The sequence below is a fragment of the Sodalis sp. C49 genome (genome assembly GCF_046352915.1).
Classification (GTDB): Bacteria; Pseudomonadota; Gammaproteobacteria; order Enterobacterales; family Enterobacteriaceae; genus Acerihabitans.
In genome coordinates this window covers 2,456,939-2,474,801 of record NZ_CP163303.1, presented here as the reverse complement: position 1 = coordinate 2,474,801, position 17,863 = coordinate 2,456,939, and the positions used below count along the sequence as shown (strand labels likewise).

Sequence of the window (17,863 nt, the reverse complement as noted above, 5' to 3'; positions counted from 1 at the left end):
GAGAGCCGGTGAAACGTATCCGTATCGGTCATGGTTTTGATGTCCACAAGTTCGGCGGCGAAGGCCCGTTGATTATCGGCGGCGTGCGTATTCCCTACACCCAGGGACTGCTCGCCCACTCCGACGGCGACGTGGCGCTGCATGCGGTGACCGACGCGCTGCTCGGCGCCGCCGCGCTCGGCGATATCGGCAAGCTGTTTCCGGATACCGATGCGGCTTACAAGGGCGCGGACAGCCGTGCGCTGCTGCGCGAAGCCTGGCGGCGCATACGGGAAAAAGGCTACCTCTTGGGCAATATCGATATCACCATTATCGCGCAGGCGCCGAAGATGGCCCCGCATATTCCGCAAATGCGGATTCATCTGGCGGAAGATCTGGCGTGCCATATGGATGATGTCAACGTCAAGGCCACCACCACCGAACAGTTGGGTTTTACCGGGCGCGGCGAAGGCATCGCCTGCGAGGCGGTGGCGTTGCTGCTAAAAGACGCATGATCGCCGACCTCAACCCCCTGAATTTATTCTGGCTGCACGGCAAGCCCGAAGCCACCGGTATCATCAAGGCGCAGCCCGCGGATTTCCAGGTGCTGGAAGATCTCGGGTTCGAGCCTGACGGCGTGGGCGAGCACGTGCTGGTACGGTTGCGTAAAAGCGGCGCCAATACGGTATTCGTCGCCGAAGAGCTGGCCAAATTCGCCGCCATCCCCGCCCGGTCGGTAAGTTATGCCGGGCTCAAGGATCGCCATGCGGTGACCGAACAGTGGTTCTGCCTCCATCTGCCGGGCAAGGAAACCTCGGATTTCTCCGCCTTCAGTCTTGAGGGGTGTGAGGTGGTGCGCAGTACGCGCCATGGCCGCAAGCTGCGCATCGGCACATTGAAAGGTAATGCTTTTGACTTGGTATTGCGTGAGATAAATGATCGGGACGCCGTGGAAGATCGCCTGAATATCATTGCCCGCGAAGGCGTGCCCAACTATTTCGGCAGCCAGCGTTTCGGCCATCAGGGCAACAATCTCGATCGGGCGCTGCGCTGGGCGCGTGGCGAAATCAAGGTCAAGGAACGCGGCAAACGCAGTTTCTACCTCTCAAGCGCCCGCAGCGCGCTGTTCAATCTGGTGGCCAGCCAGCGTCTCGAGCGTCTTGGCCGCCGGCAGGTGCTGGCCGGCGACGCCCTGCAGCTTACCGGCCGGGGCAGTTGGTTTGTCGCCACCGATGAGGATATGCCGGACGCCCCCGCGCGCGTGGCCAGCGGCGAACTGAGCCTGACCGCGCCGCTGCCCGGGGACGGTTTGCCGGGCAGCGAGCGCGAGGCGCTGGCGTTTGAACAGCAGTGCCTGTCCGGCCAGCCGGAATTACTCGGATTATTGGCCCGGGAACGGCTGGAACCGGCGCGCCGCGCCCTGATGCTCAGGCCCGCCGATATGCGTTGGCACTGGCGCGACGACGCCACGCTTGCGTTGTCGTTCGCCCTGCCGGCGGGCAGCTTCGCCACCAGCGTTATCCGCGAACTGCTCGACGCGCCGGCGGACGTTGTCCTGTAAGCCCCCGTTGCCCGGGGCCATCCCGGCCACGGGTATTTTGCGGACCGGCCGGCACGGCAGGCTTCACCGCCGTAGCGTTTCATGCCATTATTACGGTTATTCCCGGCCTGCATCGCTGCCGTTCGTTTTGATGCGCAGGCCGATTTTGCCCAATGGGTGGGCGGCGCGTTAAAAACAATCAATAATTAATAAAGCTAATAATGATATGCGCATACTATTAAGTAATGATGATGGCATTCATGCGCCCGGCATCCAAGCGCTGGCGGCCGCCCTGCGCCAGTCTGCCGATGTGGACAGCGTGCAAATCGTGGCGCCCGATCGCAACCGCAGCGGAGCGTCGAACTCGCTGACCCTCGACCGGCCGCTGCGGGCGCTGAAAGAGGGCAACGGTGATATCGCGGTGCAATCCGGCACGCCCACCGACTGCGTCTATCTCGGCGTCACCGCCCTGATGCGCCCCGGTCCCGATATCGTGGTGTCCGGCATTAACACCGGTCCCAACCTGGGGGACGACGTTATTTATTCCGGCACGGTGGCCGCGGCCATGGAAGGACGGCACCTCGGCTTCCCGGCGCTGGCTATTTCACTGAACGGCGATACCTTTTATGATACCGCCGCGGTCATTGCATGCAGGCTTATCCGGGCGTTGACCCTTGAGCCGCTGCGTACCGGCAGGATCCTGAACGTCAATGTCCCCGACCTGCCAATGTCTGCCATCAAGGGTATCAAGGTCACCCGTTGCGGCAGCCGGCATCCCGCCGCCCATGCCATCCGGCAGCTGGACCCGCGCGGCCGTGAAATATTCTGGATCGGCCCGCCCGGTGAAACGTTCGACAAAGGGCCCGATACTGATTTTGCCGCCATTGAGCAGGGGTATGTTTCCATTACGCCATTGCAGGTGGATTTAACCGCCTATTCCGCTCAATCGGTACTCACGTCGTGGTTGGCCAATGCGGAGGTCAGTTGGACATGGTAAACCGTCGCACCCAGGCCCTGCTCGAACAGCTTCGCCAGCAGGGAATAAGAGATGAACGGCTGTTGCAAGCCATCGAATCGGTACCGCGCGAGCGATTTATCGACGAAGCTTTCGAACATAAGGCATACGACAATACCGCCTTGCCCATCGGCTCGGGCCAGACCATTTCCCAACCCTATATCGTGGCGCGCATGACGGAGCTGCTCAGGCTCCAGCCGACATCGCGCGTGCTGGAAATCGGCACCGGCTCCGGCTACCAGACGGCGATTCTCGCGCACTTGGTGCAGCATGTCTGTTCGGTCGAGCGCATCAAGAAACTGCAGTGGCAGGCCAAACGCCGCCTGAAGCAGCTGGATTTGCATAATGTGTCCACCCGCCATGGCGACGGTTGGCTGGGCTGGCCGTCGCGCGGTCCTTTCGATGCCATTATCGTCACCGCCGCGCCGCCGGAGATACCCTCGGCACTGATGGCCCAATTGGATGAAGGCGGCATTATGGTATTGCCGGTCGGCGAGGATACGCAGGATTTGACCACCGTCACGCGTCAGGATGGCGAGTTTAGGGTGGAAACCGTCGAAGCGGTGCGTTTTGTACCCCTGATCAGGGGAGAACTGGCATAATCGGCAGCATGTTTTTTACCCCTTCATCACTCCCATACGCCCGCGCGATGCCACCTGATATTTCTCTACAACTGTTTTATGGCGCCTTCCCCCGGATGTTGCTAGCATTAACAGCATAAAATTAACTTTTCGGAAATAGCTGAAAATACTCTCATTCATGAAGTAATGAGAGAAAATAGGATGTATAACGATAATGTCTGGCATGTTTGGAACGATGATTGGCTTTGCTGCCATAGGGGAGAGATGAGCATGGGAAGCCCGAAATGCTATTGGCGCCGCGTTGCGGTATGTTCAATGGCAAGTTTATGGTTGGCGGGTTGCGCCAGTGATGAGACAGCGGCACCAATCAGTAGCGTGGGCGGCGATAATAACAGCGGTATGACGACATCCGCCCCCGTCCAGAGACCACGGCCGCAACAGCAGCAATCGCAACCGCTGCCTACGCGGCAGCTGCAACCGGTACAGCCGGTACAGCCAGCCCAGCCGAACGTGGTTGGAAGCGTAAGTGCCGTTAACCAATCGTCTGAAGGTAATATTGTTTATAACCGCAGCTACACCTCTATTCCAAAAGGTTCCTATGGCGGTACTACCTATCAGGTCAAGCGCGGTGATACATTGTTTTATATCGCCTGGATTACCGGGAATGACTATCGTGATTTGGCAAAAAGGAATAATATTCCGGAACCTTATGGATTGAATGTAGGTCAAACCTTACAAGTGGGTAACGGAACGGCACCCCTAACCGGGAGCGGAACCGTGGCAGGCGGCGAAGTAAGCGGCGGAGGCATGCTGGCAAATCATAGCAGCGCTACCGTGGCTTCAGGCGCCACTGTCGCTCCAAATGCCGCTACGAATACGAAAATGATGAGCTCGGGTATTGATTCTCAAGCAAACAATGAGTATTCTGAAAATTCAGGTAAACAGAATGTAGGGAAAATGTTGCCATCTAACGGCGGCAAAATGTTACCCACATCGGGAGCAGTTGTTGCAACAACCGCCCCTGTTACCGCACCCGCTTCAACGTCCGGCACTATGATGTCGGGCGGCAGTACGGCGATAACCGGTTGGCGTTGGCCGACGGACGGAAAGATTATTGATAACTTCTCCGCTGCGGAAGGCGGCAATAAGGGTATCGATATTTCCGGTTCACGCGGACAATCCATCCTGGCCACCTCCGGCGGACGAGTCGTCTATGCCGGTAACGCTTTGCGAGGGTACGGTAATCTGATAATCATCAAACATAATGATGATTACCTGAGCGCCTATGCCCATAACGACACGATGCTGGTACGGGAACAACAAGAAGTGAGCGCCGGGCAGAAAATCGCTACCATGGGTAGCACGGGTACCAGCTCGGTTAGATTGCATTTTGAAATTCGTTACAAGGGGAAATCCGTAAACCCGCTGCGTTATCTCCCGCAGCGATAAATTGGTCGGAATATCCAGATATTCTGTCCTGGGATCACGGGTAGGAGCCATAGAATGAGCGAAAACACGCTGAAAGTAACCGAGTTACATGAAGAAGCCGAATTCGACGAGAACGGAGCCGAAACATTTGACGAGAAAGCGTTAATCGATGAGCCCGCTGATAATGATTTGGCGGAAGAAGAGTTGCTGTCTCAGGCGGCCAGCCAACGTGTGCTGGATGCCACGCAACTCTATTTGGGTGAGATCGGATACTCCCCATTGCTTACAGCTGAAGAAGAAGTGTATTTTGCCCGGCGTGCGCTTCGGGGTGATGTTGCCTCACGACGCCGTATGATTGAAAGCAACCTGCGGCTGGTGGTTAAAATCGCCCGCCGTTATGGCAACCGCGGACTGGCGCTGCTGGATTTGATCGAGGAAGGTAACCTGGGTCTTATCCGCGCGGTAGAGAAATTTGACCCGGAAAGAGGGTTCCGTTTTTCCACATACGCTACCTGGTGGATCCGCCAGACCATTGAACGGGCGATCATGAATCAAACCCGTACTATACGTCTGCCGATCCATATCGTAAAAGAATTGAATGTCTATTTACGCACCGCCAGGGAGTTGTCCCACAAGCTCGACCATGAGCCAAGCGCGGAGGAAATTGCCGAGCAGCTTGATAAACCGGTCGATGACGTCAGCCGTATGCTGCGCCTTAACGAGCGTATTACTTCAGTGGATACTCCGCTCGGCGGGGATTCTGAAAAAGCCCTGTTGGACATTTTGTCCGATGACAAAGACAGCGGGCCGGAAGATACCACGCAAGACGATGATATGAAGCAAAGTATCGTTAAGTGGTTATTTGAACTGAACGCCAAGCAGCGTGAAGTGCTGGCCCGGCGTTTTGGCTTGTTAGGGTATGAAGCCGCCACGCTTGAGGATGTAGGCCGTGAGATCGGATTGACGCGTGAACGCGTCCGCCAGATCCAGGTTGAAGGTCTGCGCCGCCTGCGTGAAATCCTGCAAGGGCAGGGGCTGAACCTTGAGGCTCTGTTCCGGGAATAACCGCCCGGAAATAAAAAACGGTGAAGGGTAAACCTTCACCGTTTTTTTTTGTTTTATGGTAACCCCTGCGGACCGCGGTGGACCTAAAGCATTCCCTTCAGGCGATAAATCCACTCCAGCGCCGCCCTGGGCGTCAGCGTATCCGGATCAATCCCCTCAAGCGCGGCAACCGCCGGCGGCGTTTCTTCCTCCACCGGCGCCAGCAGCGACAGCTGCGAACCGTCCACCTTGCTGGCCGTGGCGCTGGTGGACAGGTTTTCCAGCTCCTTCAGTTTTTGCCGCGCCCGTTTAATCACCTCGCGCGGCACTCCGGCCAGCGCCGCCACCGACAGTCCATAGCTCTTGCTGGCGGCGCCATCCTGCACGGTATGCATAAAAGCAATGGTCTCGCCTTGTTCAAGCGCGTCCAGGTGGACATTCACCACCCCCTCCATCTTTTCCGGCAGGGTGGTCAGTTCAAAATAGTGGGTGGCGAACAAGGTCATGGCCTTAATCCGCCCGGCCAGGCTCTCAGCGCAGGCCCAGGCCAGCGATAAACCGTCATAGGTGGAGGTGCCGCGGCCGATTTCGTCCATCAGCACCAGGCTTTGCGGCGTGGCGTTGTGCAGGATATTGGCCGTCTCGGTCATCTCCACCATAAAAGTGGATCGTCCGGAGGCCAGATCGTCCGCCGCCCCCACCCGGGTAAAAATACGATCCACCGGTCCTATTACCGCCTGTGCGGCGGGGACAAAGCTGCCGATATAAGCCATCAGCACGATCAGCGCATTTTGCCGCATATAGGTGCTTTTGCCGCCCATGTTCGGGCCGGTAATGATCAGCATGCGCCGCTGGGCGGACAGCGCGAGCGGATTGGCGATAAACGGCTCGCTTAACACCCGCTCCACCACTGGGTGGCGTCCCGCCGAAATCCGGATCCCCGGCTGGTCGGTGAGCGTCGGACACACATAATTCAGCGTTTCGGCCCGTTCGGCCAGGTTGCTGAGCACGTCCAGCTCGGACAGCGCCGCCGCGCATTGCTGCAAGGGGCCGAGATGGGGCAATAGCAGATCAAATAACTGATCATAGAGCGCCTTTTCCAACGCCAGCGCTTTACCTTTGGAGGTCAGCACCTTGTCCTCGTACTCTTTGAGTTCCGGAATAATATAGCGTTCGGCGTTTTTCAGCGTCTGGCGGCGGACATAGTGCATCGGCGCCTGATGGCTTTGTCCCCGGCTGAGCTGGATATAATAGCCGTGCACAGCGTTAAAGCCGACTTTCAGGGTCTCAAGGCCGGTTTTTTCGCGCTCGCGGATTTCCAGGCGGTCGAGATAATCGGTGGCGCCGTCGGCCAGCGCCCGCCATTCATCCAGTTCCTCATGATAACCCGGCGCAATCACGCCGCCGTCGCGCACCAGCACCGGCGGCGCATCGACTACCGCCCGCTCGAGCAAGGTCCTTAATTCGTCAAACAGCCCCACCTGCGCGAGCAGATGGCGAATGTGCTCCGTCGGCTGCGGCGCCAGCAACGCATGGATAGCCGGAAACTGCTGGAAGGCATGGCGCATGCGCGCCAGATCGCGCGGGCGTGCCGAGCGCAGCGCCAGGCGCGCCAGGATACGCTCCAGGTCCCCAACCTGACGCAGCAGCGGCTGCAGCTCGGCGCAGGTCTCCTGCAGGCTGCTGATGGCCTGCTGGCGATGGGTCAGTACGGCGGTATCGCGGGTAGGCATATGCAGCCAGCGTTTCAGCATCCGGCTGCCCATCGCCGTCACGGTATGATCCAGTATTTCCGCCAGGGTATTGTCAAACCCGCCGCTAAGGTTTTGCGTTAACTCCAGATTGCGGCGCGTGGCGGCGTCCATCACGATGCCGTCCTGCTGGCGTTCAAGCGTGATGGCGCGGATATGGGGCAGCGAGGTGCGCTGGGTGTCCTTGACATACTGCAGCAGGCAGCCGGCGGCGCGCAGCGCGGCGCTGGCGCGCTCGATGCCGAAGCCATGCAAATCCCGGGTGCCGAACTGCAGATTAAGCTGCTGGCGGGCGGTATCGAGCTCAAACTCCCAGATCGGCCGGCGGCGCAGTCCACGGCGATGCTCAATCAGCCCCATTTCCTGCAATGTTTCGGGAAACAGCAGTTCAGCGGGGTTGGTGCGCTGCAATTCAGCGGCCATGGCCTCGCGATCGGCCGGTTCGCACACCAGAAAACGCCCGGAGCTAAGATCAAGGGTGGCATAACCGAACCCGGACGCCTCCTGCCACATGGCCGCCAGCAGATTATCCTGGCGTTCGTTTAACAGCGCTTCATCGCTCAGGGTTCCCGGCGTGACGATGCGCACCACCCTCCGCTCCACGGGGCCTTTGGTGGTGGCCGGATCGCCGATTTGCTCGCAAATGGCCACCGACTCGCCCAGCTGTACCAGCTTGGCCAGGTAGGTCTCCACCGCATGGTAAGGCACCCCGGCCATGGGGATCGGTTCGCCGGCGGATTGGCCGCGCCGGGTCAGCGAAATATCCATCAGCTGCGAGGCGCGCCGGGCGTCGTCAAAGAACAGCTCGTAGAAATCGCCCATCCGATAAAACAGCAAGATGTCAGGATGCTGCGCCTTGAGGCGCAGGTACTGCTGCATCATGGGTGTATGGCTGTCTAAAACATCTGGTGTACTCATGGAGTTATGATATCCATTTCTTTGAATTCAATAGGGTGAGTGATGATGGTTGTTCTCATGAATTATTACTCTATCCCAAGGAAAATCGCTACATCTTACATTCAGGTGCAGCGCCCATGATAACGGAGTCTCCATGGCAGGGAAACCAGCGGGAATGCCCTATCGTCAAAACCGGCAACGTCCCGCACGTCACCCGACCGTGGTGTGCATCCAGCCCGGTGAGTTGCGACAGCGTCGCCGGCAGGGGCGCTGTGCCGCCGCCGGGCTGAAACCGAAAAATAGCCCAGGTAAATAGCCCGTGCTTTAAGCTGCGCCGTCCCAGGGAGGCGATGGCACCCCCTACGCCGGATAGCGCGCCGTTCAGGCCGGTTTTTTCGCGCCGTGCCGGCTGACGATATTTTCCCGCAGCCTATTAATTTCCTGATTGAGCCTCTGCAACTGGGCAAGCTCCATATCGGCGTTGCAAAACAGCGCCTCGGACAGGCACGATGACGGCTCTTCCAGCCGTTGTCCTTTGTCGGTGATGGAGATCATGACCTGCCGCTCGTCCTCGGGATTGCGCACGCGTTCGATAAATCCCTCCGTTTCCAGCCGTTTTAGCAGCGGCGTCAGTGTACTGGTTTCCAGCCCCAGCGCGTCGCCGATGCTGCCGATCGATTGTTTGCCCTGTTCCCACAAGACATTCAGCACCAGATACTGCGGATAGGTCACGCCCATGGCGTCAAGCATCGGTTTATAAAGCCGCTTGATGGCGATGGAGGTGGAGTAAATGGCATAGCAAAGCTGCTCCGCCAGACGGGGACGATGTACCACGGCATGCTCCTTAAGCACCAGTCTGAACGGTATCATACCACCGTTAATCGCTTATTAGCTATCGCGATAACAAATAGCTTGACATCAAAGGGTGCGCTGCTATTGTTAATAGCATATTACTTATCGCGATAAATGTTATTGAGATAATTAATATTCACACCAACTATTAACGAGGAAAACTTTATGCTGAAGAAAACGCTGACACGTCTGGCCGCCGTCATGGCATTGTCTTTCGCCACCCTGGGCACCGCGCTGGCAAGTCCCGTTAAAAATATTGTCCTGGTCCATGGCGCTTTTGCCGATGGTTCCGGTTGGCAAGAGGTGACCCGCATCCTGGACAAGGCCGGCTATCATGTTGCGATTGTGCAGGAGCCGCAAACGTCTTTGGCCGACGACGTCGCGGCCACCCGCCGGATTCTCGGCCAGCAACAGGGCAAATCGCTGCTGGTCGGGCACAGCTATGGCGGCTTTATTATCAGCGAAGCCGGCCAGGATCCTTCCGTTGCCGGCCTGGTGTACATTGCCGCTTTACAGCCTGAAAAAGGGGAAACGCTCGCCGGTCTGTCAGGCAAAATCCCTCCGGCCACGAAAGGCATCGCCGAAACCGCCGACCATTTCCTCTACCTGAAACCCGAACTTTATCACGCCGATTTCGCAGCCGATCTGCCGGTGGGCCAGGCCAGCTTTATGGCACGCTCCCAGGTCATGCCCGCCGCCGCTATTTTCACCACGCCTGCGGCGGAACCGGCCTGGAAAACCAAACCCAGCTGGGCGTTGGTCGCGACGCAGGACCGGGCCATTAATCCGGATCTGGAGCGGTTCATGGCCAAACGCGCGCAAAGCCATGTCGTTGAAGTCAAGGCCAGCCATGCGGTCTTCGCCTCACAGCCGCGGCAGGTCGCGGCGCTGATTGAGAAGGCCGCGCAAAGCCTGTCCGAGTAACGCCGGCCGATAACGTCACCGCAAATCCAAGCCATTATCCCGGCGGTAAACGGGAAATGGCTTCAACCCCACTGAGTGAAATGCCAAGGCAACACGGATAACCACCGTCGCCATCCGCCAGGCCATGCTGTTCTCCGGCCCGGTAAACAAGGTAGAATCCCCGCGTGCCGTCATGGTGACGGCTCATCAGCAAGAGTTTGTCTCGTTATTGTTCTTATTAAGGAGTTAAAGTGAATCAATTACCCCATTGCCCCCAATGCGGATCCGCCTTCACCTGGCAGGACGCGGAGCACTACAACTGTCCGGAATGCGGGCATGAATGGTCGGCAACGGCGGATGCGACTGCCGCCGGGGAAGGGTTGATCGTTAAGGATGCCAACGGCAACCTGCTGGCGGACGGCGACACGGTTACGGTTATAAAAGATTTAAAGGTGAAAGGCAGCGCCTCGTCGCTGAAAATCGGCACAAAAGTAAAAGGCATTCGACTGGTTGAAGGCGATCATAATATTGATTGCAAAATCGACGGCTTCGGTGCGATGAAGCTGAAATCGGAATTTGTCAAAAAAAGCTGAACGGCAACCGTCGGTTATCCCTGGTTTGCGCCAGTATCGGGGATGGACGGGACCTTGATGGTAAACGAGACGATACCTGGGCGGCGGCTCGGGTTGTTGCCCGTGACCCAAGATTGCCTGCACGTACCCTGTGCAGTGCATGCTCTATCTTAAGATTAATTATTATTTATTTTAAATTACATTCATACCAACTGAAATATATATCTCTGTTCAGGTACATAAGTTATTTCAAGGCAAAAAAGTTTAATTGCATGACAAAAATTAAATCCCACGCCATGATACGCATCGCCCAGACGGGCATGGCCGATATATAATTTCAGGATCTGCCTTTTGCGGACATGATATGTGGAATAAAATAGTATGTTACCTTGCTATCAGATAAATACAGCAGGTTATGGCGCACTGCCTATAAAAGAAGACACGGATGAGGATAAGGTTGATAGCCGGTTTCAGGACAATTCCCATGCGTCACATGCGCTAGAACAATCCCTAAAGTTACAGCAAGACCTCGCCGGTATAGAGGTTGCCACCGAACCATTGATAAAACATGCAACCAGTATTTGCCGCCAGCTGGATGCATTGGCGGGCGATTTATTAGCGACGCTGAAGGCCGATGAATTACCGGACGCGGAACGTATGCTGGATAGCGTAACGACTCTGCTTGAAAAGGGAGGAGACATTACGTTATCCACCTGCCCGGGCACGGCGGAGCATCAACTGGCGCTGCATCTTCGCCATGAGCTGCGTCAGCATCCCGGGGCGACGTTTTATGACCGCGGGCGTGTAATGATTGATTTTATCGGCGCCGTCATGAGCAATGATTATACCATTGTGACCGGTACCGGTGCGCGCCGCATCGCTAATGTTATTACCGTGGCGACGCGCACCGGCACTATTGTTGCTTTTACTACCCTGCTGCGGCAAATGGTCGGTTTTGCTGTGGAAAAGAATTTCCTCTTGCTGGGCGCGACAGCCTCGTTACCGCCACGCCTGGTCGCGGGCATTGTCTCGATGTTGTTGGGACCCGCGCTTAACCTGGCCGGCGCGGTGCGTGATGAAAGGAACGGCACCGCCACCATCGTCTCGCGCGCCTCCCGTATTGCCATGGGATTATTAAGCTCCGGCGCGCTGATGCTGGTGGCAAGCCACCGGCCAGGTTTTACTCTTGGAACGCTGATGGGATCCGTGGGGGCGCAGACGCTGACCTATACCTTGATGCGGGATCTGCTTCAACTGTTTTTTCCCTTGCACGATAATGGCGGTCTGAATGCCGGCGGCCTTATCTGTTCCAGCCTGTTTTACGGCCTGGCGCAGGGGGTGCTGGGTGTCGCCATGACGGGGCTCGCGCCGCATTCGGGCGCCGGCTATGTCATGGATGAAGCCGAACGGATCACCAAACAGATGATGGATTGGGCTTCCGCCGCCAGTGCGGCCGCGGTGGTTATACAGCCGAATATTGTCCATGACCTCCTGCGCGGCGCGTTGAATGCCCTAACCGAGGTATTTGACGATCTGCAGCGCCCGGCGCTGATGCGCTGGTTCGCCGCTACGCCGGCAACGCCACTGCTTCGTCGTCGCACCGGCCATTCTTGCGCCCCCAATACACCGACGTCGCGCCGGGAAGGGGTACGCATCGGGCTAAGCCGGCCGCGCATCGGCAACGGCCACTGGCCGACCGCCGGGCAGGCCGCAGAACAATTTCTCACCACCAATGCCATGCGTACCTCCTTCTTTACCGCAGTGACCAGCATCGCCCTGACGGCGGCCTCGGTATTGGGTACCACCCGTTTGACCAATACCGATCAGCTTTTGGTGGTCAATACGCTTATCGCCGCCGTGGTGATGGTGGGCTATCCGGCTTTTATCGCGGCCCATGATAAGCCAGAGGCAACACCTGTCGCCGCGAAGGTGTGAGCAATGCTAATGTGTTCTTTTGAAAGACGTCGATGTCTGCCCATCCGCTGGCACAGGCCAATCGGCTTTCTCCCGCTGTTGCGACGCGCTGGCTTTCAGCGACGATAGCGCTAATGGTTAAAAAAAAAGCATAAATCTTAACAGTTATAACGTCTCTGCCGGTACAGGACGGGCTGCTATGGTAAATGAACAGCCCGTTCCCCTTCGACCTGGCGCCGCTTGGCTAAAATACTATAATTTTTCAATAAACTGATATTAAAAGACTTAATGTAAGTTACTTGCATAGCCATTTGATTAAATTTATTCATCATTTTTTTGATGGAAAAGTTTGAATGGTCCGTTTATGGTTATCTGATAACCTCCGGAAAATAATGACCGGCCCTATTTTTTGATATTCACTGTCCGCTGGAGAATGCCATGGGGTAATATTAATACAGATACAGGCATCCAGCTTGATGCGGCGCGCTGATTAGCCACAAAAGCAAGTTGCATTAATTGATACACCAAAATATGTCGCAGCAGCGTAAGAGGCAATCATCCCTGGATTTTTTTGCCGGTCACACCTGCGCCATCGGATAATATCGATCGCGGAAATGTGATGTGGGCTTAAGTTTTTCCGCCCGTGGGAGCCGATATGTCCATGGCGAAAGTAGTGGGCGTGAAAAATTAATGCGCCCTTTGTTATATATTCTCTGATTTGGCAAAATACGCATTTGACAGGCACGCGAAGACTATAATACAACCTATAAATATTGTTGATTTATCATCAGAAAGGGATGATCGGTCATGGCTATTTATTAACTGTTACTGGGGTGGGGCATGGACGGATCATTGATTTTCTGTAAAGATGCTATTTTGAGATTTCGTTCGGATTATGATGATTTGACGGCTATCCCATTGTTGTCTTTACAGTCGTGCCTGGAAGAAAATGATCCCTTTTTCTTGCTAAAATTTTTTCGTCATCCGGTTATCATTGAGCAAGATACCACCTTATCCCATATGTTGCTGGCTATTGAGCCTTGGGCAATAATGTTAGGCATCTATCTTGATATAGACGTTATGGCCTATATTGATGAAGTGAGAAAACCCTCCCAGGCGCAATCGATATTTGACTGGATCGGCCTGCAAAAAGTGACATCGATTCATCGCGCTTATCAGCACCAGGACAGTAAGCCCGGTGACGTTTTTCCAACCTATTCAAACCGCGAACGCATTCCAACCAAGCGGTTTGATATTGAAGTCAACTACAGCGCCAATGGTTATAAAAATAATGATAAAGAGCATTATAGTATCAGCGGCGATATCCATACCATCAAAAACGTACCTGTGGTGGTAAGCGACAGACAAGTCTTGGCCAGCTATGGTTATGAAAATGATAATCTCATGAATCGGGAATATGCAGGAGTGTCGGTTAATAATAAAATAAGATATATCCAGGGAGAAATGAATTTTTGTTTTTATGAGGTGATGGAAGCATTATTCAGTGATGGACTATTCTATTCATCCCCGCAGGCCGCAAATGCTAATCTGGCGATGATAAAAAAAATGGCGGAAATGCTGGACAGCAACGAACCCGATGGCCTGGAAGAACATGCCGATGAGAATTCAGATAATACTGACAACGTCTATACCGATAAAAAAATAGCCATCTCTATTGCGGAAGGCGTGCTGGATCCGCTGATCGACCATATCGAAGCAGAAAAAATGTATTGGCGCTACATAAAATCATTGTGTGATTCCAATAGCGAGCGGCCGGTAAGAATCGGCCGTATTGAGGAAGCCAGATTGCCGGAATATCGCTTTTCCAACTTTATCATGGAGGATGTCGATTGAGGCTATCGCGGCGTTGCGTATTCCAGCTTAAAAATATTGACGCCAGTGACGGCGTCAATACACAACAACTTTATTCGTAACGTCGGAAATAGACTTCCAGCCTGGCCTGTAGTTTGCTGAGCACGGTGCTGAACATGAGGTAAATAAATGCTGCCTCAATATACAGTATCAGGGGTTCATAAGTGACGGACACGATACGCTGCGCCGCCAGGAACATTTCCGGCACGGTGATCACCGCCGCCAATGAAGTATCCTTGATCAGCGAAATAAAGGAGTTGGCCAGCGGCGGCAGCGACACAAATACCGACTGCGGCAAGATTACGCGGCGCATGGCCTGGTTGCTGCTCATGCCGATGGCGTAGGCCGCTTCCCATTGTACCTTGGGGACCGACAGTATGGCGCCGCGGATAATTTCCGAGCTATAGGCGCCGACGCTGAGGATAAACCCTATCAGCGCAGCCGGAAAAGCGTCCAGGGTGATGCCGGCGCTGGGCAAACCATAAAAAATCAGGAATAACTGCACCAACAGCGGCGTACCGCGTATCACCCAGACATAAAAGTCCATTATCCCTTTTAGCGGCTGCGGACCGTACAGGCGGATCAGCGCCACCACGAAACCCACCGCCAGCCCGCCGATAAAGGAAAGTATCGCCAGCGGCAAGGTAAACATGACTCCAGCGGCGAACAATCGCCAGAAGGAGTCCAACATCAGTTGTAGCCACGGCGGCATCTGCTAGAACTCCTGCTGCAAAAACATTATTGAGAAATGTCCTGACCGAAGTAACGAATGGCGATGGTTTTATAGGTGCCGTCCGCTTTGACTTCATCCAGCGCGGTATTCAGCGCTTTCACCAGATCGGGCTGATTTTTGCGGATCAGGATGCCTGAAGGGGCGTTGGCGTCCTGGGTGGCGACGATTTTCAGCGGCGCGTCCGGTTTGTGTTTTTTGAAGTCCAGGAAGGACAGGTTATCGTTAAGCGTTGCGGTCGCGCGGCGGCTCAATACCAAATCCAGCGACTGGTTAAAACCGTCGGTGGGCACCAGCTCGGCACCGTACTTGGTGGCCACCTGGGAATAATTACTGGTCAGGCTTTGGGCGGCTTTCTGGCCTTTGAGGTCGTCGAAACTCTTGATGGTCGTATTGTCGTCACGCACGATCAGCACGACTTTCGAATCGATATAGGGCTTGGAAAAATCATATTTCGCCTGGCGTTCAGGCGTAATGCCCACCTGGTTTATCACGGCGTCATAACGCTTGGCGTCCAGGCCGGCGATCAGGCCGTCCCAGCGTCCTTCGATAAACTTCGCCTTAACGCCGAGTTTCGCGGCGACCGCCCGGCCGAGATCAACGTCAAATCCCACCAGCTTATCGCTGCTATCATGGTAGGTATAAGGCGCATAGGTACCTTCGGTGCCGAAGGTGATGGTGCCGGCGGCTTTAATCGCCGCGAGGCCGTCTTCCGCCTGCGCCTGTACTGCGGTGACAAGCAGCGAACCGGCTAAAAGTGCTAATGTCGTTTTTTTCATCGTTATTCCTGAAGTGACAAGGTAAAGGGCGCGCAACGCGCGCATGCCTGAAGATGTCGGGAATGCTAATCCACTTTGGATCTTCCAATAAATGTTATTAAGTAATTAGAAAGTACATAAAATTATAACAGATAGTTTAATAAGAACTTTAGTGCATCAATACAGTGGTTACAAGCGAAAAATGCGGCCTCCGTAACCCGGCCGGTTCAGGTTATACTCAATGGCAACGATAGCCGCGACAGGGGACCTTTTCCCGTTTGACACCCCTGTTATCAGGATGGGAGTATCATGAACGACAGCGATCTTTTAATGCTCAGCACCCGGATTGGGGCGGCGCTGAAACAGACCGGCAGTGTTATCACCTGCGCCGAGTCCTGCACCGGCGGGTGGGTGGCCAAGGTCCTCACCGACGTCGCCGGCAGTTCAGGCTGGTTCGAGCGCGGGTTTGTCACTTACAGTAACCAGGCCAAATCCGAGATGCTGGGCGTCAAGGCCAGTACCCTCGAACAGCATGGCGCGGTCAGCGATCCGGTGGTATTGGAAATGGCCCGTGGCGCGCTGGCGGCGGCGGGGGCGGATTACGCCGTAGCCATTAGCGGTATCGCGGGGCCGGACGGCGGAACGCTGGAGAAGCCGGTCGGCACCGTGTGGTTTGGTTTTGCCGGCCGGCACCGGACGGTGTTCTCGCAGTTGATGCATTTTGACGGTGAACGGGATGCGGTGCGGCGTCAGGCGGTACATTTCGCGTTAAAAACCGTCATAGACACATTTCTCTGAAAATGTACTTGATACTGTATGATTGTACAGTATAATTAGCATCAGTATCGGCATAGATGTTTGGCGAAAAGAGGGTAGCGATGTCGCTCCCTGCTTGATAGGAGTTGAAATGGCTATTGATGAGAATAAACAAAAGGCGTTAGCAGCAGCGTTAAGCCAGATTGAAAAACAGTTTGGCAAGGGCTCTATCATGCGCCTGGGTGAAGATCGTTCAATGGATGTTGAAACAATCTCCACTGGTTCTCTTTCCCTTGATATTGCACTGGGCGCCGGCGGCTTGCCCATGGGACGCATCGTTGAAATCTATGGGCCGGAATCGTCGGGTAAAACCACCCTGACCCTGCAGGTGATTGCCTCCGCGCAGCGTGAAGGTAAAACCTGCGCGTTTATCGATGCCGAGCACGCCCTTGATCCTATCTACGCAAAAAAACTTGGCGTGGATATCGACAACCTGCTGTGTTCGCAGCCCGACACCGGCGAACAGGCCCTGGAAATCTGCGACGCCCTGACCCGTTCCGGCGCGGTTGACGTTATCATCGTCGACTCCGTGGCGGCGCTGACCCCGAAAGCTGAAATCGAAGGCGAAATCGGCGACTCGCACATGGGGCTTGCGGCACGTATGATGAGCCAGGCCATGCGTAAACTGGCGGGTAACCTGAAAAACGCCAATACGCTGTTGATATTTATCAACCAGATTCGCATGAAGATCGGCGTCATGTTCGGTAACCCGGAAACCACCACCGGCGGTAACGCGCTGAAATTCTACGCTTCGGTACGTCTAGACATACGCCGCATCGGCTCCGTCAAAGAAGGCGAAGTGGTGGTGGGCAGCGAAACACGCGTTAAAGTGGTGAAGAACAAAGTCGCCGCGCCGTTTAAGCAGGCTGAATTCCAAATCCTCTATGGCGAGGGTATCAATATCCGCGGTGAACTGGTGGACTTGGGCGTTAAGCACAAACTCATCGAAAAAGCCGGGGCATGGTATAGCTACAACGGTGAAAAAATCGGTCAGGGCAAGGCCAATGCCTGCGTGTTCCTGAAGGAGCGCCCGGAAATTGCGGCGGAGCTGGATAAAAAACTGCGTGATATGCTGTTAAACAGCCCTGAAACGACCAGTTTTGCCGGCGAAAGCGACGATATTGATGAAAGCGCGGCCCGTGAGAGCAGTGAAGAGGCATAATACCGCCCGGGCAGGGGACCGGGGGCGGTTTGTCCCCTGGGTCGCCGGC

General features: G+C 55.4%; 16 protein-coding genes. 12 read left to right on the top strand and 4 right to left on the bottom strand.

Annotation, left to right across the window (positions count from 1 at the left end; all coding sequences use genetic code 11):
* Positions 1–17: 17 nt before the first annotated feature.
* The 6 genes from ispF (at position 18) to rpoS (ending at position 5,608) form a co-directional block, all read left to right on the top strand.
* Positions 18–494, top strand: coding sequence for a 2-C-methyl-D-erythritol 2,4-cyclodiphosphate synthase (gene ispF, locus ABUK12_RS11245; protein ID WP_410016612.1), 477 nt, complete (start codon positions 18–20; stop codon positions 492–494).
* Positions 491–1,540, top strand: coding sequence for a tRNA pseudouridine(13) synthase TruD (gene truD / locus ABUK12_RS11240; protein WP_410016332.1), 1,050 nt, complete (start codon positions 491–493; stop codon positions 1,538–1,540). Before ispF ends, truD begins: the two co-directional genes overlap by 4 nt.
* Before the next feature lie 205 nt (positions 1,541–1,745).
* Complete coding sequence (gene surE / locus ABUK12_RS11235; protein ID WP_410016331.1) at positions 1,746–2,516, top strand: 5'/3'-nucleotidase SurE; 771 nt, start codon at positions 1,746–1,748, stop codon at positions 2,514–2,516.
* Complete coding sequence (locus ABUK12_RS11230; protein WP_410016330.1) at positions 2,510–3,136, top strand: protein-L-isoaspartate(D-aspartate) O-methyltransferase; 627 nt, start codon at positions 2,510–2,512, stop codon at positions 3,134–3,136. The genes surE and ABUK12_RS11230 overlap by 7 nt, the downstream gene beginning before the upstream one ends.
* Positions 3,137–3,379: 243 nt before the next feature.
* Positions 3,380–4,564 carry a murein hydrolase activator NlpD gene (gene nlpD, locus ABUK12_RS11225; protein WP_410016611.1) on the top strand — a complete coding sequence of 395 codons (1,185 nt, stop codon included), beginning with the start codon at positions 3,380–3,382 and terminating at the stop codon, positions 4,562–4,564.
* A 54-nt stretch (positions 4,565–4,618) separates the two neighbouring features.
* Positions 4,619–5,608 carry an RNA polymerase sigma factor RpoS gene (gene rpoS, locus ABUK12_RS11220; RefSeq protein ID WP_410016329.1) on the top strand — a complete coding sequence of 330 codons (990 nt, stop codon included), beginning with the start codon at positions 4,619–4,621 and terminating at the stop codon, positions 5,606–5,608.
* An 83-nt stretch (positions 5,609–5,691) separates the two neighbouring features.
* Here rpoS and mutS read toward each other — a convergent pair whose 3' ends face one another.
* Together mutS and ABUK12_RS11210 are read right to left on the bottom strand one after the other, a co-directional pair.
* Positions 5,692–8,256 carry a DNA mismatch repair protein MutS gene (mutS, locus tag ABUK12_RS11215; RefSeq protein WP_410016328.1) on the bottom strand — a complete coding sequence of 855 codons (2,565 nt, stop codon included), beginning with the start codon at positions 8,254–8,256 and terminating at the stop codon, positions 5,692–5,694.
* A gap of 360 nt (positions 8,257–8,616) precedes the next feature.
* Positions 8,617–9,069, bottom strand: coding sequence for a MarR family winged helix-turn-helix transcriptional regulator (locus ABUK12_RS11210; protein WP_410016327.1), 453 nt, complete (start codon positions 9,067–9,069; stop codon positions 8,617–8,619).
* Positions 9,070–9,252: 183 nt separating this feature from the next.
* Here ABUK12_RS11210 and ABUK12_RS11205 point away from each other — a divergent pair, with 183 nt between their 5' ends.
* From ABUK12_RS11205 to ABUK12_RS11190, 4 genes are all read left to right on the top strand, one after another.
* Positions 9,253–10,011: an alpha/beta hydrolase gene (locus ABUK12_RS11205; protein WP_410016326.1), complete on the top strand. Its 759-nt coding sequence runs from the start codon at positions 9,253–9,255 to the stop codon at positions 10,009–10,011.
* Positions 10,012–10,241: 230 nt separating this feature from the next.
* Positions 10,242–10,583, top strand: coding sequence for a zinc ribbon domain-containing protein YjdM (locus ABUK12_RS11200; protein WP_410016325.1), 342 nt, complete (start codon positions 10,242–10,244; stop codon positions 10,581–10,583).
* A gap of 537 nt (positions 10,584–11,120) precedes the next feature.
* Positions 11,121–12,497, top strand: coding sequence for a hypothetical protein (locus ABUK12_RS11195; protein ID WP_410016324.1), 1,377 nt, complete (start codon positions 11,121–11,123; stop codon positions 12,495–12,497).
* 819 nt (positions 12,498–13,316) lie between these two features.
* The gene (locus ABUK12_RS11190) at positions 13,317–14,330 is read left to right on the top strand and encodes a hypothetical protein (protein WP_410016323.1); all 1,014 of its coding nucleotides are present in this window, start codon (positions 13,317–13,319) and stop codon (positions 14,328–14,330) included.
* Between the two features lie 70 nt (positions 14,331–14,400).
* On the opposite strand, the gene ABUK12_RS11185 is transcribed toward ABUK12_RS11190, so the two are convergent.
* Both ABUK12_RS11185 and ABUK12_RS11180 read right to left on the bottom strand, forming a co-directional pair.
* Complete coding sequence (locus tag ABUK12_RS11185) at positions 14,401–15,060, bottom strand: amino acid ABC transporter permease (protein WP_410016322.1); 660 nt, start codon at positions 15,058–15,060, stop codon at positions 14,401–14,403.
* A gap of 26 nt (positions 15,061–15,086) precedes the next feature.
* Entirely contained in the window at positions 15,087–15,857 is a 771-nt protein-coding gene (locus tag ABUK12_RS11180; protein WP_410016321.1) for an amino acid ABC transporter substrate-binding protein, read from the bottom strand.
* A 288-nt stretch (positions 15,858–16,145) separates the two neighbouring features.
* Here ABUK12_RS11180 and pncC point away from each other — a divergent pair, with 288 nt between their 5' ends.
* A complete protein-coding gene (pncC, locus tag ABUK12_RS11175; protein WP_410016320.1) occupies positions 16,146–16,634 on the top strand; it encodes a nicotinamide-nucleotide amidase in 489 nt (162 codons plus the stop codon).
* Positions 16,635–16,743: 109 nt separating this feature from the next.
* On the top strand, positions 16,744–17,814 hold the full coding sequence (gene recA, locus ABUK12_RS11170; RefSeq protein ID WP_410016319.1) for a recombinase RecA: 1,071 nt from the start codon (positions 16,744–16,746) through the stop codon (positions 17,812–17,814).
* The last annotated feature ends 49 nt before the right edge of the window (positions 17,815–17,863 follow it).